The organism is Sphingomonas sp. UYP23, assembly GCF_054059235.1.
Genome location: NZ_JBSSBX010000001.1, coordinates 3,191,667 through 3,215,265, shown reverse-complemented (window position 1 = coordinate 3,215,265; position 23,599 = coordinate 3,191,667). Strand labels below are relative to the sequence as shown.

Genomic DNA, 23,599 nt, shown 5'->3' with positions numbered 1-23,599 from the left:
TCACTAATCGGTCGACTCTGCATATTGGATGCCATCCACAGCGTGTTCACAGGCATAGCTTCGGATAAACAACCTAATCCCGCGCGAGACACGCGTGGGGATTGACGGGACGTATGAGTCCACGTCGATCCCCAGCGCAATCTGGTAATTGCTCAACCCCTGCCACAGTCCGAACAGCTCCTCGGCGGCGGCATGCGGGTCTGGTATCAACAGGCGCGGGTCGCCTCGTGCAAGCAGCGCAGCCAGATTGGCGATCGTGCGACCCGGCCCGAGGTCGTAGAACGTCCGCGCCAGTTCGGGGTGACGACGCGATTCCCCCGACAGGACTTTGTAGAAGTCGATCGCCGGGACAGTTGTCAGAAACGACAGCATGCCGATACCGAACACTCGTAGCGCGGACTCTAGCCCGACGGTCGGATCGAACGGAGCTTTGACCTGCTGCGCAGCCTCGATTTTGAGCATCTCCTGCCGCATCACCTCCTCGAAAATCGCGAGCTTGTCGCCGAACTGGCGATAGACGGTGACCTTTGACACGCCGGCGCACGCTGCGATCGCTTCGATCGACACCGCGCCAACTCCGCGTTCGAGAAACAGCGCCCATGCGGCCTCAAGGATCGCGCGGGTCTTTTCGGTATCGCGCGGCCGTCCGGCGGCGCGTTTGGGTTCGTTCGTCGTCACGATCGCCTTGTCCAGAATAAGCTTGAACAATGCAAATCAATTGAGTTTAGCATTGTCGAAGTGTCCGGTGTCGGAATCGAACAAGCGTGCGTTAATGGCAAGCTATGGCTCAGACCGGTTCTGTCAGACAAATGTGGTACCTGATACCGAGGGGACATGAAGCGAAGATCAAGGGCGCTTCCCCCTTCCCTATTTTGCCTCTTCAACTCGTCACCCGAGGCGATCCGCCTTGTCGTCATCATGTACGTGCGGTTCCCACTTTCAGTGCGGAACGTGGAGGATCTGCTATTCGAGCGCGGCATCGACATCTGCCATGAAACGGTACGGCATTGGTTAGGGGCAGTTTGGACCGTCGTTTGTCGGCGAAATTCGGCGTCGCTGGGTCAACCGCATGCGCGGATTCCGACGACGTCGTCACCGTGCAACGATGGGCATCACTTCAAGAGGCTCTGTCAGATTAACGAGGCGTTCGCTACCGAGGTCCAATGAGCGGCAAATCGAGAGCCCTGCCCTCCAGTCCGTTCCGCCGCTTCAACTCGTCACCCGAGGTGATCCGACTGGTCGTTATGATGTACGTCCGGTTCCCGCTGTCGCTTCGCAACGTCGAGGATCTGCGGTTCGAGCGCGGGATCGACAGTTGCCATGAGACTGTGCGGCAATGGTGGGGGGGGGTCGGCGCGATCTTTGCCGGCGACATCCGGCTCTGTCAGACCAACGTCGCAGCAGTGTCCTGTTGGTGATAGCCGTGGTCGATGAGCCGAAAATCGAGAGCGCTGCCGCCTAGTCCGTTCCGCCGTTTCAACTCGTCGCCCGAGGTGATCCGTCTGGTGTTGATGATGTACGTTCGCTTTCCGCTGTCGCTACGAAACGTCGAAGACCTGCTGTTCGAGCGCGGATCGACATTTGCCACGAGACAGTGCGGCAGTGGTGGGGGGCGGTTTGGTCCGATCCTCGCCGGCGACGTGCGGCGGCAGCGGGTTAACCGGATGCGAAGTTTCCCGCACTGGCGGTGGCACCTCGATGAGATGTACGTGAAGCTGAACGGCGAGATGGTTTACCTCTGGCGCGCGGTCGATCAAGAAGGCGAGATCCTCGAAAGCTTTGTCGCCAAGACACGGGACAAGGGCGCGGCGTTGACGTTCATGAAGAAGGCGCTGAAACGCCATGGTTCGCCTGAGGCAATCACAACTGATGGCCTCCGCTCCTACCGTGCAGCGATGAAAGAACTCGGGAATGAGGACAGACAGGAGGTCGGTCGATGGGCCAACAACCGGGTAGAGAATAGCCACCTGCCCTTCCGACGACGAGAGCGTGCGATGCTCAGATTCAGGCGAATAAAGACCCTCCAGAAATTCGCCTCGGTCCATGCCAATGTTCACAATCACTTTAACCTCGAACGTCACCTCGTCGACCGCAAGACTTATAAGGAACGCCGCTCAGCCGCCCAAGCTGAGTGGCAGTCAGTCATGGAATAACGCCGCTTAAGAAAGCCCAACCTGTATCGTGGAGAGAGCGGTTCCCGTTAGACTGACAGCACCTCGCACTGCGTATCCCCAAGCTTAGAACCGGCAATTATTTCCCAGCATTCCTCGAACCCCGGCGTCTTGCCGAGAAGGCGCTGACCGCGGTCGTGGAGGAGGCATACATCCAGGGCATCTCGACCCGCTCAGTCGATGATCTGGTCAAGGCGATGGGATGACCGGCATCTCGAAAAGCCAGGTGAGCCGGCTGTGCGAGGAGATCGACGTCCGCGTGAAGGCATTCCTCGACCGCCCTATCGAGGGGGACTGGCCGTATGTCTGGGTCGATGCGACGTACCTCAAAGTGCGGCAAGCCGGACGCATCGTTTCAGTCGCGGTCACCATCGCGGTCGGCGTGAACGGTGACGGCCGGCGCGAAGTCCTCGGCATGGCGATCGGTGCGTCGGAGGCAAAAACGTTCTGGACCGATTTCCTGCGGAGCCTCGCGCGGCGCGGCCTGCGCGGTGTGAAGCTCACCATCTCGGACGCGCATGAGGGCATCAAGGCCGCCGTTTCGCGCGTGTTCAGCGCCACCTGGCAGCGCTGCCGGTTTCACTTCGCGCGCAACGCCATGGCCCATGCGGGCAAGAGCGGGCGCCGCCTCGTCTCGGCCTTCATCGCCACGGCCTATGCGCAGGAAACGCCCGAGGCGGCCAAGGGGCAATGGCGCAAAGTCGCCGACCAGCTGCGCCCCAGCGTCCCCAAACTCGCCAGAAATAATGGATACCGCCGAGGAGGACGTGCTGGCCTACATGTCGTTTCCACCGCAGCATCGCACCAAGCTGCACTCGACCAATCCGCTCGAACGCCTGAACGGCGAGATCAAGCGGCGCACCGGTGTCGTCGGCATCGTCCCCAATGAGGTGCCATCACCCGTCTCGTCGGCGCCTTGCTGCTCGAGCAGAACGACGAGTGGGCCGTCCAGCGGGGCCGCTACATGACACTGGAAAGCGTTTCGCAATTGAGCGATGATCCCGTCGTCACGTTGTCGTCCATGGCGGCGTGATCGACCCGGTCATAACCGGAGATCAAAGCGGCTACGCCGCCGAAGCTACACCACGCGGTGGGACACGATCTCCTTGGACGAGGCTCTCGAGCGTGGCGTCCGCGACCCGCTCTCCCGTCCCACAAGCAATTTATTACGAACTTGTGGATCGGCGTCGAAAGCGAGACCCCGGCCGGAGTGGAGCAACTACCTGTAATCCTTTGAAAGTATGGGTTATCAAGGGGTCCCGATCCGCGCCGATTGGACCCCCGGTTATGTAAGGCTTCGACGCCGATTCAATAGCTTGGCGAGGAACTACCGGGGTCCCGTTTTCGGCGCCAATCCACAACCAGCAATTACGGATGTCGTGCTTGTACGCCTCAATCAGGCATTCGTAGATGTCGCCCTCGTCCAGATCGGCATCACCCATCAGCGCGATCATCCGGCCCGCATCCGCCTCGTCTATTTCGCCATGTGCGATGAGATAGTCCTGAATCAGGCTGGCAAAAGCGGTAATCGCTACCCCCAGCCCGACCGAACCGGTCGAGAAATCCACAGGGATCGAATCCTTGGTCCGGCTCGGATAGCTTTGTCCCCCGCCATAGCCGCGATAGCGTTGCAGCGCCTCGAGCTATTGCTGGCCGAGCAGGTAATGGATTGCATGCAGCACCGGCCCGACATGGGGCTTCACCGCGACCTTGTCCTGCGGGCGCAGCGCGCCAAAATAGAGCGCCGTCATGATCGCGGTGATCGACGCGCAGCTCGTTTGATGCCCGCCGACCTTCAGCCCGTCGCGACTCTCCCGCAGGTGATTTGCATTGTGGATCGTCCAGGACGACAGCCAGCGCAGCCGCGTCTCGATCGTCTCCAGCACGGCGACGTTTTCCGGATCGGGCCGGCGTTCGGGGGAAAGCGTGGTCATGTCCATGCGTCCGAGCATATCTGATTGGTGGCGATGCGCGACGCCAATCTGGTCATGGGGTCATCACGCTGCGACGCGCTCTTCCTCGCGCGCGGCGAACCGAGCGATCAACCAGGAGCGTACCAGGCTGATCGTCGGGTCGGCAAGATCCTCGGGCCGCAGTTTGAGGTAATAGCCGAAGCCGTCGTTACTCACCGTGTCATAAGGCACGACAAGCCGGCCGGTCGCGATTTCAGGCGCGAACATGTCGATGTCGTTGAGCGCCACTCCGCTCCCCGCCATCGCGTAACCGACGGCGAGCGACGCGGTGTCGAACGCCAGCCCCCGGTCGACGTCGAGTGCAATTCGTGTCTGGCGCGCATAGAGGCTCCACAAAAGACCTCGCGGCTCTCCGTCGAGCTTGACGTGAAGCAGGTCGGTATCGGCGAGAAACTGCTCGAGCGACTTGCCCGTACTGCGCTTCGCCGTTTCGGGTGAACACAGCGGGGCGACACGCACCATCCACAACAGATCGGTCACGCGGTCGTCGATATTGGGCCGGTCGAACACGATCGCCATGTCGGTCTCGCGCGCCGGCAGGCCGGTGACACCGGAACTCGAAATGTCGATGCGGATATCGGGGTGCTCGACATGAAACGCCTGGATCATCGGCATCACGACATGCTGGAGTAAGGAAGGCGGGATGTGCAAGCGGATCGGGCGGCTGGCATTGGGGTTTGAACAGATCGCGTTCATCGTCTGCTCGAGCCGATCGAACGATTTGCTCACCTCAGGCAGCAGCGCCCGGCCCGCCGCTGTCAGCGCCAGCGTCTGGCCCGAGCGGTCGAACAGTTTGTGACCGAGCAATTCCTCCAGGCTGATGACATGTCGGCTCACCGCACTCTGTGAGACGTTGAGCGCCTGCGCACCGGCGGTGAAGCTCAGCCGCTGTCCCACCGCATCGAACGCTCGCAATGCGTTGAGCGGTAACCAGCGTCTGTTGACAGGCGACGTGCGTGCTATGGAAGCCCCCCTTCAGAACTGCGAGCTCATGCTCTTTTCCGATACCAAGCGCGTTTTATCTCCTGATGCAACGGGCAGTGCGGCCGGTCTGCCGCGCTTTCAGCTTTTCGCATGTCGTCATGCACAAATGCGATTTTCACTCCACCTGTCCGGCATGTCAGTCACGTGCCCGAGCAATTGGAGATCACGCTTTGGACCTGGGGGACATTTCGGCGCTATTGCGTGCACGCCCGGCCGGCCACTCGCTTCCACAGGGCCTGTATACCGGCGCCGCGGCGTTCGAATTCGACCTGGCTGCGATCTTCGGCAATTCCTGGTTGTTCGCGGGCTTCGAAGCGGAGATCAAGAAACCAGGTGATTACTTATCCTTCATGGTCGGGCGCTGGCCCGTCATCATCCTGCACGGTCGCGACGGGGAGTTGCGCGCGTTCCATAACAGCTGCCGCCACCGAGGCTCGATCCTGTGCAAGCCGGGCGAAGGCCATGTCACCCGCCTCGTGTGCCCCTATCATAGCTGGACATACGGGCTGGACGGCCGCTTGCTTGCCGCGAGCCGGATGCCGGAGGATTTCCAGAAGAACGAGCACGGCCTGAAGCCGGTGCATCTCGAACGGATCGCCGGCGCGATCTTCATCTGCCTTGCCGGTACGCCACCCGACATTTCCGTGATGCGGAGCGATCTGACACCGCTGCTCGCGCCGCACGATCTGCAGCATGCAAAGCTCGCCTATCAATCTACCCTAGTCGAAAACGCCAATTGGAAGCTGGTGATGGAGAATGGCCGTGAATGCTATCATTGTGCTTCCGGCCATCCGGAACTCTCGGCCTCCTTCCCGATCAACGCTTCGGCCTATTTCGATTTCGAGGATGACACCGCCGCGCGCTACGAAGCGCGCATGGCCGATCTCGGCATTCCGATCGGTCCGGCCGGCGAGGACTGGTGGCAGGCGGTGCGCTTCCCGCTGAACGACGGCACCGTCGCGATGAGCACCAGCGGGCAGTTCAGCGTAAACAAGCTGATGTGCGACCTTGGCGGCGGCAATACCGGATCACTGCGCTGGGCGATCGAGCCGAACAATTTCTGCCATTCGACCAGCGAATATACCTTTGCCTTTACCGCTATCCCGGTCTCGCCGACCGAAACCCATGTCGTATCCAAATGGCTAGTGCATGAGGATGCGGTTGAGGGGGTCGATTACGATCTGGATACGCTGACGCATCTGTGGACGCAGACCAATCTGCAGGACAAGGAATTCGCCGAGAACAACCAGTTGGGCGTAAATTCGCCGGGGTACACGCCAGGTCCGTATAGCCCCGCTGCGGAATCGCTGACGCTGCGCTTTGTCGATTGGTATTGCGCCAAGGCCGCGACCTATCTCGAGCAGCGCGCGGCATGACGGCCGAGGACGTGCCGAACTGGCAGCCCGAAACCCTTGCCGTTCGCGCCGGATACGATCCCGCCAGCGCGGGCAATTCCGCCAAGCCGCCGATCTATATGACCTCGACCTTTGCCTACGCCTCGGCGCGACAGGCAAAGGCGATTCACGAGGCGTATTTCGACGGCACCGGCCCGGAAGTCGGGCGGCCGGGACACATCTATTCGCGGCTCGGCCATCCAGGGCTCGACATGGTCGAGGCGCGGCTCGCGGCGCTCGACGGGGCCGAGGGTGCGGCGGTGTTCAACTCCGGCATGGCCGCGCATACCGCTATCGCCCTCGCCCATGTACGGCCCGGTGACAGTGTGGTGTTCAGCCGCCCAATCTATGGTGGGACGAACGGACTCTACACCGGACTGATGCCCGAATTCGGCGTCGGCCATGCCGAATTCTGCGATGGCTGCGACCGTGCGAGTATCCAGACCGCGGTGGACGAGGCGCTCGCGCAGGGTCCGCTCAAGCTGATCGTGATTGAGACGCCCGCCAACCCCACCGCCGCGATCGTCGACATCGCCTTGGTGGTGCAGATCGCCGCTACAGTCGGCGGGCAAACCGGCCTGCGACCGCTGGTGGTGGTGGACAATACACTGCTCGGCCCACTGATGCAGCGCCCGATCGAACTCGGCGCGGACCTGTGCATGACCAGCCTCACCAAATATTGCGGCGGGCATAGCGATCTGCTGGCAGGGGGCGTCTCGGGCAAGGAAAAGCTCATCGCCCCGCTCCGATTGCTGCGCACCACGCTTGGCAGCCATCTCGATCCTTATACGAGCTGGCTAATGCTGCGCTCGATGGAGACGGTGCATCTGCGAGTCGAACGCGCGATGACCAATGCACGCACGGTCGCGGAATTCCTACAGGATCATCCCAAGGTCGCGGGCATTACCTATCTCGGCTTCCTCGCCCAAGGCACCCCGCAACGCGCGGTGTACGACCGCCAGTGCAAAGCGGCGGGTTCGACCTTCTCCTTCGCGGTGGTCGGTGGCGAGGCGGAGGCATTCCGCTTTCTCGACGGGTTACGGTTGCTGCGCTTCGCGGTGAGCCTGGGCGGATCGGAAACGCTCATCACCCACCCCGCGACGACGACGCATTATGCGATCTCGCAGCAAGAACGGGCGGCGGGCGGCATCACCGATGCGACGCTGCGCCTCTCGGTTGGGATCGAGCATATCGATGATCTGCTGGTGGATCTGGCACAGGCGCTGGCCGCGGTATGATCGACATCCACGCCATCGACGGGAAAATTGCTGCACCTGATACCAGTTTCGACGTCGTCGTTGTCGGCGCCGGCGCATCCGGTACAGCCGCTGCGATTGCGGCAGCGGAGGGCGGAGCGTCGGTACTGCTACTGGATGAAAATCCCTTTCCCGGGGCGCTGATCGGCACCGACGTGCCGTATTTCTTCGGTGGCCGGATGACGGCGGCGGTGCAGCATCCGGAACGGATGCTTGAGCAGGTATTCGCCAGCAATCCGCTACTGGCAGCGGCGTTCGAGGCGGGCGTGGACGTGCGGCTCGGCACTTGCGCCTGGGGGCTGTACGTCAATGGCCCAGCGATGCGCGCCTTGCCCGAGCCGCTGCTCGGCATTGCCGATGGCCAAACCGCTGCGATGATCGGCTTCGATCGGCTGGTGCTCGCGACGGGCGCACGCGATCTGGTGCTCGGCTTCAACGGCTGGAACCAGCCTGGCGTGATGGGCGCGCAAGGGTTCGCCGCGTTGCTGACCCGCTACGATGCGCTGGCGAGCCGCCGCGTGGTGATCCTCGGTTCCAATATGCTCGCGTTGGTCACCGCGCTGCTGGCCGTGTCGCGCGGAATCGAAGTGGCGGCGTTGGTTGAGGTCGCGGAGGTGGTACAAGGTCCGGCTGCACTGTTGGAACAGGTGCAGGCAGCGGGCATATCGGTGCTCCTCGGACACACGGTGGCGGAAGCGCGCGGCGGGATTGACGGCGTCGAGAGCATCATTCTCTTGTCAGAAAACGAAGCACCGAACGAAATTGCCTGCGACACGATCGTTCTGGCGATCGGCGCGACTGCCGCAACGGAACTGCTCGACGCAGCCGGGACCACAGCCGGCGACACCATCACCCTGATTGGCGATGCCGCCACCGTGACGCGCCCCGAAGCCGCCTATCTGCAAGCGTGGTCCGCCGCGCTCGGCCGCGGCGCGACGCCCGATACTGTCGTGTGCCAGTGCGAGGACGTTACCCGCGCCGATTTGCTTGGCGTGCAGCCACCGCAATATCTCACGCGGCCCGAAAAGATGGCACAGCGTTCGCTCTCCTCGCTGCTCAACGATGGTCCGGCACACCCCGACCAGATCAAGCGCCTTACCCGCGCCGGCATGGGCCCGTGTCAGGGTCGCCGTTGCCGTGATCAGGTCGCGTGCCTGCTCGCCGAGCATCAGAAGGTGCCGCTCGAATCAGTGCCCATCGCCAGCTTTCGGGCGCCGGTACGCCCCGTTCAACTTTCCATCCTCGCCGATTGGCAGGAAAACGACGCCATGGCGCGCGGCTGGGATGTGTGGTTCGGCATTCCGACGCAGTGGACGCCTTATGCCGTGATCGGTACTCCACAAGAGGCAGAGCATGTCGCTGGCCTCGGCGGCAACATGCATGTTTGAGGTCGCCCCTCCGAAGGGCGCATCCGTCGTCGTGATCGGCGCGGGCGTGACCGGCCTGTCCGCCGCATGGTGGCTCGCGCGCTCCGGGCTCGATGTCGTGGCGATCGACAAAGGCATCGTCGGCTGGGAAGCTTCGGGCCGGAACGGCGGCGGCGCATCGCATTACCAAAGCCCGCTCTTCGCCGAAGAGCAGCGGATGTGGCCGCAGATGGACGATCTGCTCGGATACCCGACCGAATATGTCCGCGAGCGCATCATCATCCAGCGAGACCCCGAACTGCTCGATCATTACCGTGCAGTCGGGCGGATGTGCAGCGCGATGGGATATCGGGTCGACGATCTGGACGCGAAGCAGGCGCAGGAGATGGTACCGCTGACCGATGCAACCTGCCTCGGCGGCATCCATCTACGCTTCGGCGGGCACGCCAATCCACAGCGCACGGTGCAGGCCTATGCCTGGGCACTGCAGGATCTGGGCGGGCGCATCTTGCAGCATTGCCCTGCCCTTTCGGTCGAGACCGCCGGCGGCAAAGTCGTGGCGGTGCACACTCCGCGCGGGCGGATCGCATGCGATGCCCTGGTCGTCGCGGCCGGACCGCAAACACAGGCACTACTTGCCCCGATCGGCATTCACGTCCCGCTCGCGGCAGCACGCGCAGAGATGATCGTGACCGAACCCGCCCCCCTGATGAAGATCGGTGGCGTCGACGGCAATGGGCTGTACGGACGGCAGACCCTGCGCGGTAATCTCGCTTTCGGGGGCGGACCGCATGAGTGGATTTCCACTGCGCCCGAAGGTCCGCAGTGCCGCCCCACCTCGCCGCTGGTGCGCAACCTCGCACGCCGCGTAGCGGAGATGTTCCCGAAGGCCGCGAACCTCAACGTCATCCGCTCCTGGGCCGGCGTGATCGAGAACACGCCCGATGGCCGCCCGATCCTCGACCGGCCGAGCGACCCGGGCAACCTGACCGTCGCGACCATGTCCGGCGTTGGCTTCGGACTTTCTCCCGCAAGCGGTCATGCGATCCGAGACCTCGTCATCGAGGGCACGTGCTCCTTCGCGGAGATCGGCAAGCTCGGTCTCGCCCGATTCGAGGGTCTGGTACCCGATTGGCGCGAGCATCGCGGGTGGGCGGCGTGAAGCGTTATTCCGCACTCGCATTGCTGAAAGCCGGGCTAACCGGACAACGCGGGTGGGACCGTGCGTGGCGCGACCCGGAACCGCAAAAGCAGTACGACGTCATCATCATCGGCGGCGGCGGGCATGGCCTTTCCACCGCTTACTACCTTGCCAAGGTGCACGGCATCCGTCGCGTCGCGGTGCTGGAAAAAGGCTGGATCGGCGGCGGCAATACGGGGCGCAACACAACGATCGTGCGCTCCAACTACCGTCAGAAGCCGCTGCACGACCTTTTCGATTTCGCGCTCAACCTGTGGGAGGGGATGAGCGACGACCTCAATTACAACGTGATGTTTTCCCCGCGCGGCGCGCTGTTCCTCGGTCATTCGGACAGCGACATGACGATGTTGGCGCAGCGCGGCGATGCCTTGCGGTGCGACGGGATCGACGCGGATCTGCTGAGCCGCGAACAGGTGCGCAAACTGGTGCCGTTGCTGGACATGTCGGAGCACGCTCGTTTCCCGGTCCATGGCGGCATGATCCAGAAGCGTGGCGGTACGGCGCGGCACGATGCCGTCGCTTGGGGCTATGCCCGCGCCGCCGATGCGCTGGGCGTCGACGTCATCCAGAATTGCGAGGTCACCGGCTTCACCATGGAAGGCGGCCGCATTACCAGCGTACAAACGACGCGCGGGGCGATCGGCGCGGGCCGGGTCGGCATTTGCGTCGCGGGCAATAGCGGACCGGTCGCGGCGCTGGCCGGGCTAAAACTACCAATCGAGGCGCAGACGCTACAGGCATTCGTGACCGAGCCGGTCAAGCCGATGATCGACACCGTGGTGATGTCGCAATCGCTCCATTGCTACATCAGCCAGTCGGACAAAGGCGGCATCTTGCTCGGGGGCGACCCGGACCAGTTCCCCAGCTATGCCCAGCGTGGCCTGCCCGTGCGGGTCGAGAAGGCGGCCGCCGAAGCCATCGCGCTGGTTCCCGCCCTTTCCCGATTGCGGATGGTGCGATGCTGGGCGGGCACGACCGACATGAGTTTCGACGGATCACCGATCATCTCCGCGTTGCCGGTGGACGGGCTCTATCTCAATGGCGGGTGGTGCTATGGCGGGTTCAAGGCGACGCCGGGATCGGGCTGGTGCTACGCGCATCTGTTGGCGACCGGCGAGAGTCATGGTCTCGCCAAGCCCTTTGCCTTCGACCGGTTCGAGCGCGGCGCGACCATCGACGAAGCGGGGGTCGGCTTTATGCCGCACTTGCGCTGATGATGCAGATCGATTGCCCACATTGCGGCCCGCGCGCGCAAGTCGAGTTCGCATATGAGCGCACGCTGGATTCGGTGGTGACACTGAACATGTCCGCCCAAGAGGCGGTTCAACGCCTCTACGCCCGCGCCAATCCGCGCGGGGAGGATGATGAACTCTGGCGGCACGGCTTCGGCTGTCGGCAATGGCTGGTGTTGCGGCGCCACCGGGTTACGCATGAGATCGGATCCGTCACGGCATTTGATCCGGCGGTGCATCTGTGAGCGGTCCCGCGCGCATCGCGGGCGGCGCGGAGGCTACGCTGCGCTTCACCTTCGACGGTGTGGAATATCGCGCGCGGGCCGGCGATACGTTGGCAGCGGCTTTGCTCGCGAACGGCGTAGGCCTCGTCGCGCGGAGCTTCAAATATCATCGCCCGCGCGGGATCCTGGCGGCGGGTGTCGAGGAACCGAACGCCCTCGTCACGGTCGGCGAAGGTGGGCGCACCGAGCCGAATACGCGTGCTACCGACCTTTACGTCTATGATGGCCTTGTCGCGCGGAGCCAGAATCGCTGGCCGAACCTGACCTTCGACGTCGGGGCCGTGAACGGTCTGGCGGCACGCTTCCTGACGGCGGGCTTCTATTACAAGACCTTTTTCGGGCCGCCTTCGCGCTGGATGGTCTATGAACGGTTCATCCGTCGCGCCGCTGGATTGGGCGCCGCCCCGAGCGAGATCGATCCCGATCGCTACGAGCATCGCGCCGCCTTCTGCGACGTTCTGGTAGTGGGGGGCGGTGCGGCTGGTATCGTCGCCGCTCGCGACGCCGTGGCGGCAGGTGAGCGCGTATTGCTGGTTGAGCAGGATCGCAAGATTACCGGCCCGGTCGAAGGCGCGCACATCCTCACGCGCACCACCGCATCGGGCATATGGGACCACGGCTTTGTCACGCTGGCCGAGCGACTGGTCGAGCCGGGCGAGCCCCCCGCCCCAGGCACTCCTGTGCAACGCATCTGGCATGTCCGCGCCAAGCGTATCGTGCTGGCTACCGGCGCGATCGAGCGGCCGCTGACTTTTGCCGGGAACGACCGCCCCGGGGTCATGCTATCGCAGGCGGTGCGGACCTATATCGCGCGCCACGCCGTGCTGCCAGGCCAGCGCGTAGTAATCGCGACCAACAACGATGACGCCTACGCGACGGCCGCGGCGGTCGCCGCGGCGGGTGGCGACGTCGTCGCCATCCTCGATAGCCGCGCGACCGCGCCTGCTGCCCGCTTCCCGGTTTTCACCGACGCCGTGCCGTTCTCGACCACGGGCCGCAAGCACCACCTCGCTTCTGTCGCGGCGCGGATCGGCGGCACGATCCGCCACTTCGACGCCGACGTGCTCGCCATGTCGGGCGGGTTCACACCTGTGGTGCATCTCCACAGCCAGGCCGGCGGCAAGCTCGAGTGGCGCGAGGATGTGCAGGCATTCGTTCCCGGCGCTTCGCGGCAGGCGGTCACCAGCGTGGGCGCCGCCGCCGGAGACGTGGCTCCTATTGCGCCCATGCCCGCCGACCTGCCCGATCCCAAGCACAGCTTCATCGACTTCCAGAACGACGTGACCGCCGCCGACGTCGATTTGGCGTGGCAGGAAGGCTACCGCTCGGTCGAGCATCTCAAACGCTATACGACGCTCGGTATGGCGACCGATCAGGGCAAGACGAGCAACATGGCTGCTCTCGCGCGCCTCGCGGGCGCGGCGGGCGTGACCATCCCCCAGGCGGGCCTTACCACCTTCCGCGCGCCGTTCACGCCGCTGACACTGGGCGCGATGGCGGGCGCGGATGGTGGCGGTCATGCCGCGCCATCGCGGCGGCTTGCCTTGTACACTCAGCATCAGCGGCTCGCCCCATTGTGGCAACCGCTCGGTTACTGGCACCGCCCGCGTGCCTATCCGGTGAAGGACGAGACGCTGCATCAAGCCGCGATGCGCGAGGCGCGCGCAGTTCGCACCGCCGCCGGCATCGTCGACGTGTCCACGCTGGCGAAGTTCTCGGTCACCGGGCCGGATGCCGCAGCATTCCTGGAAATCGTCTGCGCAACGGGCGTAGCCAAGCTCGCGGTCGGGCGCGGGCGCTACACCTTCATGCTGCGCGAGGACGGCATGGTGATGGACGACGGCACCGTCTGGCGGATCGAGGAACAGCGCTATCTCCTGACCAGTTCGACCGGTGGTGCGGACCGGATGGAGTCGCACCTCAGCTATGCGCGCGCTGTGCTGGCGCCGCATCTGAAAGTTTCGGTCGTCGCGCAGCAGGAGCATCTCGCAGGTATCGCGCTGGCGGGGCCGCTAGCGCGCGAAATCCTTACCGACCTTACCGGGCTGGAGATGCCCGCGCATATGGGCATCACCCACGGTGCGATCGCGGGGTTGCCGGTCCTGATCCTGGCAGCGAGCTATAGCGGCGAGCGGGCGTTCGAAATCTATGCGACCGGACACGCGGCAGGCCCGGTCTGGGACGCGCTGGAGGACTCCACGCGCAAACATGGCGGCTGTCCTTACGGTCTGGAAGCGCTCGAATTTCTGCGTATCGAGAAAGGCCATATCGTGATTGGCGCGGAGGCGGACGGTCGCACCACACCGCACGATCTGCAACTGGAGAGGATGGTGCGCAAGAATGGCGGCTTTATAGGCGCTTCGGGTCTGCACCGCATGGCGTTGTCGGCCGAAAATCGAGTGCAGTTGATCGGCCTGACCAGCGAGACGCCCATCCCCGAAGGCGCAATGCTCATCGCCGCCGAAGGTGCGCCAGTCCAAGGTCATGTCACATCCGCCACTGGTCGTGTGATTGGCGCCGGCGCGGTCGCGCTCGGTCTGCTCGCCGGCGGGCGGGCGCGGATCGGGGAAACGTTGCTCGCCGCCTCGCCCACCCGCGGGCGATCGGCGCGTGTACTCGTGACCACACCGGTTTTCTACGACACCGAAGGAACGCGCTATCGTGACTGACGCGCCCGTCTCGTTCACGATCACCGCTGCGGACGATGTCGTCGTGCTGGATCTGTGGGAGGGCACTCTGCCTGCCCTCCCGCCAGCGATCCGCGCCTTGCAGGTCGAACCGTGCCGCTGGTGGCTGATCGATGCCGGGACCGATGCCATCGACCTAGCCGGAAGCGGCGCGCTCGTGCCGGTCGGCGGCGGCCTGATGCGGGCGACGTTCACCGGCGCAGGCTGGCGCTGGTTGCTCTCGGTCAGCGGTTGGCTCGACACCGAAAGCCCCGTTTTGGCTCCCGGACACATCGCAGCCAGCACGATCCACCACGTACCGGTCTGGATCGCACCAGCTGGCGACGAATCCTGCGAGGTATATCTGCCCGGCAGTTACACAGCCAGTCTGGAAGATCTGTGGAACGATGCGATCGGCACGCCATGAGGCTGGGGTTGTAAGCAAAATTGGGGGGCACACGATGACATCTGGCACACCGAACCTGGCCCAGCCGGAGCTTGCCCAACCAGCACTGGCAAGGGCGCGCTGGTACGTCGTTATTGTCCTTGGGCTAGTCTATGCGCTGAACATCGCCGACCGTTATGTCGTGTCGACTGTGCTGGAACCGATCCGTAAGGAATTCCATCTTTCCGACACCGGTGTTGCCTGGCTGACCGGGGTGGCGCTGGCATTCTTTTACATCTCGGTCGGGTTGCCGATCGCGAAAGTCGCGGACCGCGCAAACCGCCGCAACATCGTGGCGGGTGCGATGATTGTTTGGTCGGCCATGACCGCGTTGCTCGGTCTCACACAAAATTACTGGCAGTTCCTCGTCGCGCGGATCGGCGTCGGCATCGGCGAGGCAGGCGGTACGCCGCCCTCCACCTCGATCATCGCCGACAATTTTCCGCGTGGACGGCGGGCATTCGTGCTCACCATCTATGCGCTGGGCTTGCCGCTAGGCGCCTGGCTCGGCTCGACCGTAGCGGGCTGGGTGGTCGACTATTTCCACAGTTGGCGCGCGGCGTTCATCGCACTCGGCATTCCCGGTGTCATCTTCGGTATTCTCATTCTGCTGACCGTGCGCGAACCGGTGCGCGGGCGCTTCGAATATATAAACGAGAGCAGCGCCCCCGCCGCGACCTTCCTCGAGACGTGCAACTTCCTGTGGACGCAAAGGTCGGCCTGGCACATCAACGCCGCAGGTACCGTGATCTGCCTGTGGGGCTGGGGTCTGTTGTGGTGGACGCAAACCTATTTCGAGCGCGAATATGGCCTGACCACCGCGCAGGCGGGCGAGCGGCTCGGCACCATTTATTTCTGGGCAGGCAGCGGCGCGACGATCGCGACCGGGCTGATCCTTGCCCATCCCTCGATGCAGGATCCCAAGCGCGCGGCATGGATGCTCGCCGGGCTGGTGACGTTCTCCACCATCCCGTCGTTCATCGCCTATCATACCCACTCGCTCGGCGTGGCGACGGCGATGTTGTGGCTCGTGGTGCCGACCGCTTATCTCTATGTCGGGCCAACCATGGCGCTGCTGCTTAACTTTTTGCCGCCCTCGATGCGCGCTCAGGGCATGGCGATCAGCCTGCTCACCGCAAACGTCGCCAATTTGATCATCGCGCCAAGCATCGTCGGCTGGATCAGCGACGCGCTTGCGGGCCGGATGGGCAATGCGGAATCGCTGCGCTACGCGCTGATGGCGCTGTCGCTTACCGGCTTCTGGGCCGCCTACCATTATTGGACGAGCGTCCGATCTTATACCGCCGACGATGCGCGCGTGCGCAACTTCGGCAAGCCCGACGCCACGATCACGGAGCCTTGATGCCAACCCAATCCTTCATCCTGACGCTGTCCTGTCAGGACCGTTCCGGTATCGTCGCTGCGGTCTCAGCGCACATCTTTGTGTGTCATGGCAACATCACCGATTCGAGCCAATATAACGATGCGGATTCGGGCGGCTTCTTCATGCGCACGGCCTTCGCCATACCCGAAGATGCCGATGCAGGCGTGCTGCGCTCCGGCTTCGAAAGCCTCGCAACGCGCTACGGTATGACGCTCACGCTGCGCCCGGCGGCCGAACGGCAGAAGGTACTGATCCTCGTCTCGAAGTTCGACCATTGCCTGGTCGATCTGCTCTACCGCCGAAGGATCGGCGAGTTGGATATGGATGTGGTGGGTATTATCTCCAACCATCCGATCGAGGCGTTCGGCGCGCTCGATCTGGCGGGCATCCCCTTCCATCACTTGCCGATCACGCCTGCGACCAAGGCACAACAGGAGGCGCGGATCTGGGAAATCCACCAATCGACCTACACCGATCTCGTCGTGCTGGCGCGCTACATGCAGATCTTGTCGGATGACCTTTCGGCGAAGTTCGAGCATCGCTGCATCAACATCCATCACAGCTTCCTGCCCGGTTTCAAGGGCGCCAAGCCATACCATCAGGCCCATCGGCGCGGTGTAAAAGTGATCGGCGCGACGGCGCATTACGTGACCGGCGATCTCGATGAAGGGCCGATCATCGAGCAGGACGTCGAGCGCATCAGCCATGCCGACAGCGCGGACGATCTCGTTCGCAAGGGCCGCGATATCGAGCGACGGGTGCTGTCACGTGCGGTGGGTCTTCACCTGAGTGGGCGCGTACTTGCCAATGGCGCGCGGACCATCGTCTTCCGCGATTGAGGGAGCGACCATGAGCGCCTTGCTGATCCTTGCCGCTCTCGTTGCAGGCCCAGCAGATGCGGCGAACACTTATCGCCAGCCCGAGACATGGCTGTGCCGACCGGGCCATTCCGATCTGTGCGGCAGCGATCTCGCCGCGACGGTGGTGACGCCGGACGGCGTGATGCGGGTCGAACCGGCCAGGCGCGCCGCGACGCCCAAAGCCGATTGCTTCTACCTCTACCCCACCACCTCGATGGATCCCGCCCCGCATAGCGACATGATCGCGGGCGACGCCGAGCGCGGGATGGTCGTGTCGCAGGCGGCACCCTTACGGAGCGCGTGTTGCGTGTTCGCGCCGCTCTACCGCCAGGTGACGCTGCCCGCGCTACGTTTGGCGATGAGCAAGGGGACGAAGCTAACGGCGGCGGATTTTGCGCTCCCCTATGCCGATGTGCTGGCGGCGTGGCGCGACTATCTGGTGCATGACAATCATGGCCGGCCATTCGTGCTGGTCGGCCATAGCCAGGGTTCGGCGATGCTGAAGCAATTGCTGGTGGATGAAATCGACGGCAAGCCGATCGCGCGGCAGATGCTCTCCGCGATCCTGCCCGGCACGTCGATCATGGTGCCGCGTGGCAAGGATGTCGGCGGCGATCTCAAGGCGACGCCTCTGTGCCGCGCCGCCGCGCAGACCGAGTGCGTCGTGACCTGGGCCACGTACCGCTACACCAATCCGCCGCCAGTGATCGGCTTGTTCGGCCGCGCCGTCACGATCGGTGCGACGGCATCGGACGATCTCGTCGCGGGTTGCACCAATCCGGCGCGCTTGGAGGGTGGCCCTGCCCCGCTCGATCCACTGCTTGGCTTTCCATGGTGGAAAGGCGGCGTTGCGACCTTCCAGCAACCCAAGGTCTGGACCGCATCGGGCAAACCGGTGACGACGCGCTTCGTGAAGATGCCGGGTCTGCTCTCGGGCGAATGCGTCGTGCGCCGCGGATTCACCTACCTTGCGGTAAAGGTCGCGCCGGGCGCTGCGACCGATTTGATCGCGGCGACGATCGGCCCGGTCGCGGTCGGCGATGCGGCGTGGCCAGACTGGGGATTCCACGTCGTCGACATGGCGGTGGTCGAGGGCGATCTCGCAACGCTGATTTACCGCCAGAGTGTGGCCTGGGCGCGCCGGTCGCGTACGCGATAGTCGCCGGGGACGAAACGGGGAGCGGTCGCCCGCGCCCCTTCGCACGATTCCAAATCCGAACGGGTCAGAACTTGTACTTTACGCGCGCACCCACCGTGCGCGGGCGGGCCAGGGTGATGCGGTCGCCTGCCTGATAGACCTTGTAATAGGTCGCCCGCCCGACGTTGGTCACCTTCACGCCGTCCGCGAGATTGTTGCCGTAAATGCCGAACTCGAACGGCCCGGTATCGTAAGCGATCGAGGCGCTGAGACTGTGCGTCTCGGGGATGACGGCATAGCTTGAGCTTGGACCGGTCGCGGTCAGCTTGCCGCCCGTGATGGTCGTCGCGAAGCTGTTGAAGGTCGTGTATTGCTGCGACTGGTACTGGTAGCTGCCCTGCAGATGCACGCTACCGGATCCGATATTCGTGTCGTAGAAGATCGTCGCAGCACCCGTCCACGCTGGATAATAAGGCGTCTGGTCGCCGTCGAACGCGCCAACCGTCGGGATGTTGCCGTTCGCCTTGGAACTGTTATAGGATCCGCTCGCCGACACGGTGATCTGCGGGCTGAGTTTGAAGGTCGTTTCCAGCTCGATGCCCTTGCTCGTGATCTTGCCCTTATTGTCGGTGAAGAAATATGAGCAATCCAGCCGCAGCCGCGTCTGCACATCCGACCAATCGATGTAATAGGCGCTGGCATTGATGGTTACCCGGCCGCCGGCCAGCTTGGCCTTTTCGCCGATGGTATAGTTCCAAAGCTTGTCCGGGCCGAAGGTTAGGGGCGCCTGGGCATAGCCATAAGCGGCAAGGTTTTGCGTGCATTGCCCGGCAACGCCGGTCGAACCGAGCGGCACCGGCTGGTTGCCGCCACCATAACGGAAGCCCTTGGCGACCTCACCGTACACCATGAAGTCGTCCGTCACCTTGTACGAGATGTTGCCGCGTGGGTTGACCCCGTTGGACTTCAGTCGCGCATTGGTGGTGAGCGGCACGTGGTTGATGACGCCGTATACGCCGCCTTCGTACAGGTAATATTTCTCGCTGAAGTTGAAATAGCGCAGGCCTGCCGTCAGATCGAGCTTGGGGGTCACGTGCCAAGTGCCGTCGGCATAGGCGGCGAACTGGTGCTCGTTGACGTCCTGGAGACCTGAGAAGATATCATTCGACTGGAACGCGCCGTCGACCGCCTTCGAATCATACAGGCCGCCCGGTGTGTTGAACGGGCCGTAGAAGTAATTCATGTACGACAGGGTATCAAAACCCGGCGTCGGGATGTCCTGCCGCAAATGGCGGTTCTGCTGTTCGTAGAACACACCGACGGTCCAATTGACCGGACCGCCCGGCTTGGACACGAGGCGCGCCTCGCCCATCACGTCCTTCAACTTCTGGTCGATTTGATACAGTTCGGCTGGGATTTTGTTAGTGATCGCCTGGTTGTACGAGTTCGGCGCCTGGAACAGCGGATAGGTCGTGTTGCTGACCGGTTTTCCGCTGCGATAATCCTGGAAGAAATAGCCGATCTGCGGTTCCGGGCTGGCATCGAAGCCGATCGCACGGTCGGTATAGGCACCTGTCACCACGACATTCGCGAAGCCCGCGTCATAATCAGCGCCCAACTGATAGAGGCGGAAGCGGTCGTCTGTTCCCTCCGGTCCATTGGTGGAGACGGTGTAGGGTGCAAGACCGCTAAGCCCCTGGCTCAGTCCGTTAGCGATGCTGCGCTCGTACGTCATGCTGGCATCGACCGTAAGGTCCGGTGACGGAGTCCAGCGCAGCGCGACACGCCCCTGATACGTGCGGTTGGAGTTGACGTTGTTCTTATTATACGCCCCGATATTGTCGATGTAGCCGCCATCGCGCCCGACATAGAAGTTCGCGCGCAGCGCCAGAGCATCGGTGACGAGCGGCACGTTAAGCATGCCGCGGAAATTGTAACTCGCATCGCCGTGTTCGGTCGTTGCGACGCCCGCTTCGGCGGTACCGAACACCTTGTTCATCTGCGGCTTGGCGGTGACGAAGCGGATCGTACCCGCCATCGAGCCGGCGCCGTACAGCGTGCCCTGCGGCCCGCGCAGGATTTCGACGCGCTCCAGATCATACACCTTCAGATCCGGCGTCTGCCCCTGCACCGAGATCGGCGTATCATCGAGATATACGGCGACGAGCGAGCGGTCCGACGTGTCCGACGTCGCGTAACCACCGGTCGAAAGCCCGCGCATATTGAACTTATTGAAGCCGGGCGCGCTCTCCGTGATCGAAAGCGAAGGGGTGAATTTGGCAAGGTCGGACAAATTGCCCTGGCCTGACTTGGTGATCTGATCGACGTTCACGACCGACACCGCGATCGGTACTTTCTGGAGCGATTCGGCGCCCGAGCGGTTTGCCGTGACAACGATGTCGCCAAGCTGGTCGTCGCTGGTCGCCTTTGGCACCTGCGCTGCGGCAGATTGCGCTGCAACAGGTTCGGGGGTAGCGGCGAAAGCGATCCCGGGCGCCATGAGCGCCAGCCCTGTGCCGGAGGCGAGCAGCATGGCGAGCGAATGTGCGCGGCGATCTGAATGGCACGTGCGATCGTGAACCTTCGTCATTATTCCCCCTTGTAGAAATACCCCGTCGATATCGTCATTCCATGCAGCGGCCTGTTTTGGCTCGTTTCCTGAAGCGGCGTTGCTATCGCCCCCTGAATAAGAAGCTCACCTGATTCCCCCGAAGCGGGAAGTGAAATTATCGAATAGGGGCATGCAATATTGGCATCAGGAGAGATCGGGGACGTAGCATGCAACCGGTGCCAGCGTACGGATAAGCCGTTCGAGCGGCTTTGTTGCAAAACTGACGTTGGGGCCTCGCGTAGGGAATCGAGCGGGATAGCTGGGCGTGATGCCCAAACCTGCGGCACCTGTGTATCGCACGACGAACTGGCCTGAGTAGGCTCTGTCAGACCAACGAGGCGTTCGCTACCGTGGCCCAATGAGCCGCAAATCGAGAGCCCTGCCCCCGAGCCCGTTCCGCCGCTTCAACTCGTCACCCGAGGTGATCCGGCTGGTCGTGATGATGTATGTGCGGTTCCCGCTATCGCTTCGAAACGTCGAGGATCTCTTGTTCGAGCGCGGGATCGACATTTGCCATGAGACAGTGCGGCAATGGTGTGGGCGGTTCGGCCCGATCTTCGCCGGCGACATCCGGCGGCAGCGCGCCAACCGGATGCGCGGCTTCCGACACTGGCGCTGGCATCTCGACGAGATGTACGTGAAGCTCAACGGCGAGATGGTTTACCTCTGGCGCGCGGTCGATCACGAAGGCGAGATCCTCGAAAGCTTCGTCACCAGGACGCGTGACAAAGCCGCCGCGCTGACCTTCATGAAAAAGACGCTGAAGCGCCATGGCTCGCCGGAGTCGATCGCGACCGACGGCCTTCGCTCCTATCGCGCAGCGATGAGGGACCTTGGGAACGAGGAGAAGCAGGAGGTCGCTCGCTGGGCCAATAACCGGGTGGAAAACAGCCACCTGCCCTTCCGACGACGAGAGCGGGCGATGCTCAGATTCAGGCAGATGAAGACCCTACAAAAGTTCGCCAACGTGCACGCCAACATCCACAATCACTTCAACCTCGAACGCCATCTCGTCGACCGCAAGACCTACAAGGAACGCCGCTCAGCCGCACAGGCCGAGTGGCAATCGGTCATGGGCTAGTTGCCCAATCACAAAGTCCGAAATGCATCTTGGAGAGAGCGGTTCGCGTTAGACTGACAGCACCGCTCGGACAGATCGGAGTGAAGACGCTCTACATCGCGCCGGGATCACCATGGGAGAATGGCTACAATGAGAGCTTCAATGGGTCGCTTCGCGACGAACTGCTCAATGGCGAAATCTTTTACAGCCTCGCCGAGGCAAGGGTGCTGATCGAGGCATGGCGCCGACATTACAACACGGTCCGCCCACACAGCAGCCTCGGCTACCGACCGCCGGCCCCGGAAACGGCTTCACCGCCATATCCGGCCTCCGGTTCCGCTTCGCTCCACCTCCGCCCGGATATGGCGGCGGCGAGCATAATCCACTAACAGTCAACCCGGTCCACTCGACGGGGGCAGGTCAGCTGAATACGCTCAATCGGCGTGCACTTCTTCATTTCTCAACATGTGCCAAGCGAGGGTCAGCAATGCCACTCGCACAGTCATGCCGGTGCTAGCTGGCCATCGGTGCGCTGGCACGCTGCCATCAACTCGACATTGGTAAGCGAAGCAATCTCGGTTTCGGTTGGCTTTGTTGCATAATTACGCGAGAGCATGACCGACGTTTTACTTGAAGATGTTATTGGATGCGGACGGTCACCGGCGTTCCTATTTCGGAGAACCGATTGAGAATTGCAGCACGGACTTTGAGCTCGGTAATCTGACGATCGAAGGTGCGGGCGACAACGCGCTGGCCCAGGAGTTTGAAGCAGTGCATTTTGGTCTCGACCAGACTGCGGCGATGATAGCCGCTCCACTTTTTCCAGATTGCGCGACCAAGCCGCTTTGTCGCGCGTAGCGCTCCATTGCGTGCATCGACGCCGGGACCGCCTTCTGCCCATGGTTGCCCGTTGCGGCGGACCGGGATGACCGCATCGGCACCGCGCCCGGCAATAGCGGCATGGCAGTCCCTGGTATCATAAGCGCCATCTCCGCCGACGCTGAGTATCCGCTCGTCTCCGGGAATTTGCGCCAGGAGAACGGGCAGCGTCGGTGCGTCACCAATGGCATTCGTCGTGACCTCAATGGCCCGGATATCCAGCGTCCCAGCATCAATCCCGAGATGCACCTTGCGCCACTGGCGACGGTAGGACGGTCCGTGTTTGCGCGTCTTCCACTCGCCTTCTCCCGTCATTTTGATCCCGGTGCTGTCGACCAGCAGGTGCAGTCCGCCCGAGCTGATCCGCCCGCCGAGGTTGACCTTCAACGTCTTCTGCCGTCGGCACAGCGTCGTATAATCCGGCACCGACCAATCCAGCCCCGCCATTTTGATCAGGCTCGAAACCAACCCCGTCACTTGCCGCAAAGGCAGGTTGAACAGCGTCTTCAGCGTCAGGCACAGCTCTATCGCGCTGTCTGAAAACCGCATCGGGCGACCAGGGCGACCACACGGCTTCGAAAGCCAGTGCATCTCCGGATCAAACCATATTTCCAGCGACCCACGCCGCTTCAGCGCCGCATTATACTCAGGCCAGTTCGTCGTACGATACACAGGTGCGGCAGGTTTGGGCATT

The 23,599-nt window shown here is 63.0% G+C and carries 17 protein-coding genes and 5 pseudogenes; 17 read left to right on the top strand and 5 right to left on the bottom strand.

Annotated features, from left to right (window positions below; genetic code table 11):
- Positions 1 to 3: 3 nt before the first annotated feature.
- On the bottom strand, positions 4 to 708 hold the full coding sequence (locus tag ACVWYO_RS15860; protein ID WP_457352387.1) for a TetR/AcrR family transcriptional regulator: 705 nt from the start codon (positions 706 to 708) through the stop codon (positions 4 to 6).
- Positions 709 to 834: 126 nt separating this feature from the next.
- On the opposite strand from ACVWYO_RS15860, the pseudogene ACVWYO_RS15855 reads away from it, so the two are divergent.
- From ACVWYO_RS15855 to ACVWYO_RS15840, 4 genes and pseudogenes are all read left to right on the top strand, one after another.
- A pseudogene (locus ACVWYO_RS15855) lies at positions 835 to 1,093 on the top strand (IS6 family transposase); the annotation flags it as partial.
- 70 nt (positions 1,094 to 1,163) lie between these two features.
- Positions 1,164 to 1,379 (top strand): annotated as a pseudogene (locus tag ACVWYO_RS15850) (IS6 family transposase); the annotation flags it as partial.
- Positions 1,380 to 1,430: 51 nt separating this feature from the next.
- The gene (locus tag ACVWYO_RS15845; protein ID WP_457352385.1) at positions 1,431 to 2,153 is read left to right on the top strand and encodes an IS6 family transposase; all 723 of its coding nucleotides are present in this window, start codon (positions 1,431 to 1,433) and stop codon (positions 2,151 to 2,153) included.
- A gap of 68 nt (positions 2,154 to 2,221) precedes the next feature.
- Positions 2,222 to 3,204, top strand: a pseudogene (locus ACVWYO_RS15840) (IS256 family transposase); the annotation flags it as partial.
- 265 nt (positions 3,205 to 3,469) lie between these two features.
- On the opposite strand, the pseudogene ACVWYO_RS15835 reads toward ACVWYO_RS15840, so the two are convergent.
- Both ACVWYO_RS15835 and ACVWYO_RS15830 read right to left on the bottom strand, forming a co-directional pair.
- Positions 3,470 to 4,105 (bottom strand): annotated as a pseudogene (locus ACVWYO_RS15835) (transketolase); the annotation flags it as partial.
- 63 nt (positions 4,106 to 4,168) lie between these two features.
- On the bottom strand, positions 4,169 to 5,059 hold the full coding sequence (locus ACVWYO_RS15830; protein ID WP_457352383.1) for a LysR substrate-binding domain-containing protein: 891 nt from the start codon (positions 5,057 to 5,059) through the stop codon (positions 4,169 to 4,171).
- Positions 5,060 to 5,325: 266 nt separating this feature from the next.
- Here ACVWYO_RS15830 and ACVWYO_RS15825 point away from each other — a divergent pair, with 266 nt between their 5' ends.
- Genes ACVWYO_RS15825 through ACVWYO_RS15775 form a run of 11 tightly spaced genes read left to right on the top strand, consistent with a single transcriptional unit; the run spans position 5,326 to position 18,376 of the window.
- Positions 5,326 to 6,504, top strand: a complete 1,179-nt coding sequence (locus ACVWYO_RS15825) for an aromatic ring-hydroxylating oxygenase subunit alpha (protein WP_457352381.1) — start codon at positions 5,326 to 5,328, stop codon at positions 6,502 to 6,504.
- The gene (locus ACVWYO_RS15820) at positions 6,501 to 7,760 is read left to right on the top strand and encodes a cystathionine gamma-synthase family protein (protein WP_457352379.1); all 1,260 of its coding nucleotides are present in this window, start codon (positions 6,501 to 6,503) and stop codon (positions 7,758 to 7,760) included. The genes ACVWYO_RS15825 and ACVWYO_RS15820 overlap by 4 nt, the downstream gene beginning before the upstream one ends.
- Complete coding sequence (locus ACVWYO_RS15815; RefSeq protein WP_457352377.1) at positions 7,757 to 9,166, top strand: FAD/NAD(P)-dependent oxidoreductase; 1,410 nt, start codon at positions 7,757 to 7,759, stop codon at positions 9,164 to 9,166. The genes ACVWYO_RS15820 and ACVWYO_RS15815 overlap by 4 nt, the downstream gene beginning before the upstream one ends.
- The gene (locus tag ACVWYO_RS15810; protein WP_457352375.1) at positions 9,159 to 10,307 is read left to right on the top strand and encodes an NAD(P)/FAD-dependent oxidoreductase; all 1,149 of its coding nucleotides are present in this window, start codon (positions 9,159 to 9,161) and stop codon (positions 10,305 to 10,307) included. Before ACVWYO_RS15815 ends, ACVWYO_RS15810 begins: the two co-directional genes overlap by 8 nt.
- Positions 10,304 to 11,560 carry a sarcosine oxidase subunit beta family protein gene (locus ACVWYO_RS15805; RefSeq protein WP_457352373.1) on the top strand — a complete coding sequence of 419 codons (1,257 nt, stop codon included), beginning with the start codon at positions 10,304 to 10,306 and terminating at the stop codon, positions 11,558 to 11,560. Before ACVWYO_RS15810 ends, ACVWYO_RS15805 begins: the two co-directional genes overlap by 4 nt.
- On the top strand, positions 11,560 to 11,823 hold the full coding sequence (locus ACVWYO_RS15800; RefSeq protein WP_426265339.1) for a sarcosine oxidase subunit delta: 264 nt from the start codon (positions 11,560 to 11,562) through the stop codon (positions 11,821 to 11,823). The genes ACVWYO_RS15805 and ACVWYO_RS15800 overlap by 1 nt, the downstream gene beginning before the upstream one ends.
- Complete coding sequence (locus tag ACVWYO_RS15795) at positions 11,820 to 14,531, top strand: 2Fe-2S iron-sulfur cluster-binding protein (RefSeq protein WP_457352370.1); 2,712 nt, start codon at positions 11,820 to 11,822, stop codon at positions 14,529 to 14,531. Before ACVWYO_RS15800 ends, ACVWYO_RS15795 begins: the two co-directional genes overlap by 4 nt.
- Complete coding sequence (locus tag ACVWYO_RS15790; protein WP_457352368.1) at positions 14,524 to 14,955, top strand: sarcosine oxidase subunit gamma; 432 nt, start codon at positions 14,524 to 14,526, stop codon at positions 14,953 to 14,955. Before ACVWYO_RS15795 ends, ACVWYO_RS15790 begins: the two co-directional genes overlap by 8 nt.
- Positions 14,956 to 14,989: 34 nt before the next feature.
- The gene (locus ACVWYO_RS15785) at positions 14,990 to 16,336 is read left to right on the top strand and encodes a spinster family MFS transporter (protein ID WP_457352365.1); all 1,347 of its coding nucleotides are present in this window, start codon (positions 14,990 to 14,992) and stop codon (positions 16,334 to 16,336) included.
- A complete protein-coding gene (gene purU / locus ACVWYO_RS15780; protein ID WP_457352364.1) occupies positions 16,336 to 17,196 on the top strand; it encodes a formyltetrahydrofolate deformylase in 861 nt (286 codons plus the stop codon). Before ACVWYO_RS15785 ends, purU begins: the two co-directional genes overlap by 1 nt.
- A 10-nt stretch (positions 17,197 to 17,206) precedes the next feature.
- Positions 17,207 to 18,376 carry a DUF3089 domain-containing protein gene (locus ACVWYO_RS15775; RefSeq protein ID WP_457352362.1) on the top strand — a complete coding sequence of 390 codons (1,170 nt, stop codon included), beginning with the start codon at positions 17,207 to 17,209 and terminating at the stop codon, positions 18,374 to 18,376.
- Between the two features lie 64 nt (positions 18,377 to 18,440).
- Here ACVWYO_RS15775 and ACVWYO_RS15770 read toward each other — a convergent pair whose 3' ends face one another.
- Positions 18,441 to 20,945, bottom strand: coding sequence for a TonB-dependent receptor (locus ACVWYO_RS15770; RefSeq protein ID WP_457352360.1), 2,505 nt, complete (start codon positions 20,943 to 20,945; stop codon positions 18,441 to 18,443).
- Between the two features lie 379 nt (positions 20,946 to 21,324).
- On the opposite strand from ACVWYO_RS15770, the gene ACVWYO_RS15765 reads away from it, so the two are divergent.
- Together ACVWYO_RS15765 and ACVWYO_RS15760 are read left to right on the top strand one after the other, a co-directional pair.
- The gene (locus tag ACVWYO_RS15765) at positions 21,325 to 22,047 is read left to right on the top strand and encodes an IS6 family transposase (protein ID WP_457352358.1); all 723 of its coding nucleotides are present in this window, start codon (positions 21,325 to 21,327) and stop codon (positions 22,045 to 22,047) included.
- Positions 22,048 to 22,112: 65 nt separating this feature from the next.
- Positions 22,113 to 22,415: pseudogene (locus ACVWYO_RS15760) on the top strand (integrase core domain-containing protein); the annotation flags it as partial.
- A gap of 250 nt (positions 22,416 to 22,665) precedes the next feature.
- On the opposite strand, the gene ACVWYO_RS15755 reads toward ACVWYO_RS15760, so the two are convergent.
- Positions 22,666 to 23,598 carry an IS5 family transposase gene (locus tag ACVWYO_RS15755; RefSeq protein ID WP_457348219.1) on the bottom strand — a complete coding sequence of 311 codons (933 nt, stop codon included), beginning with the start codon at positions 23,596 to 23,598 and terminating at the stop codon, positions 22,666 to 22,668.
- Between the last annotated feature and the right edge of the window lies 1 nt (position 23,599).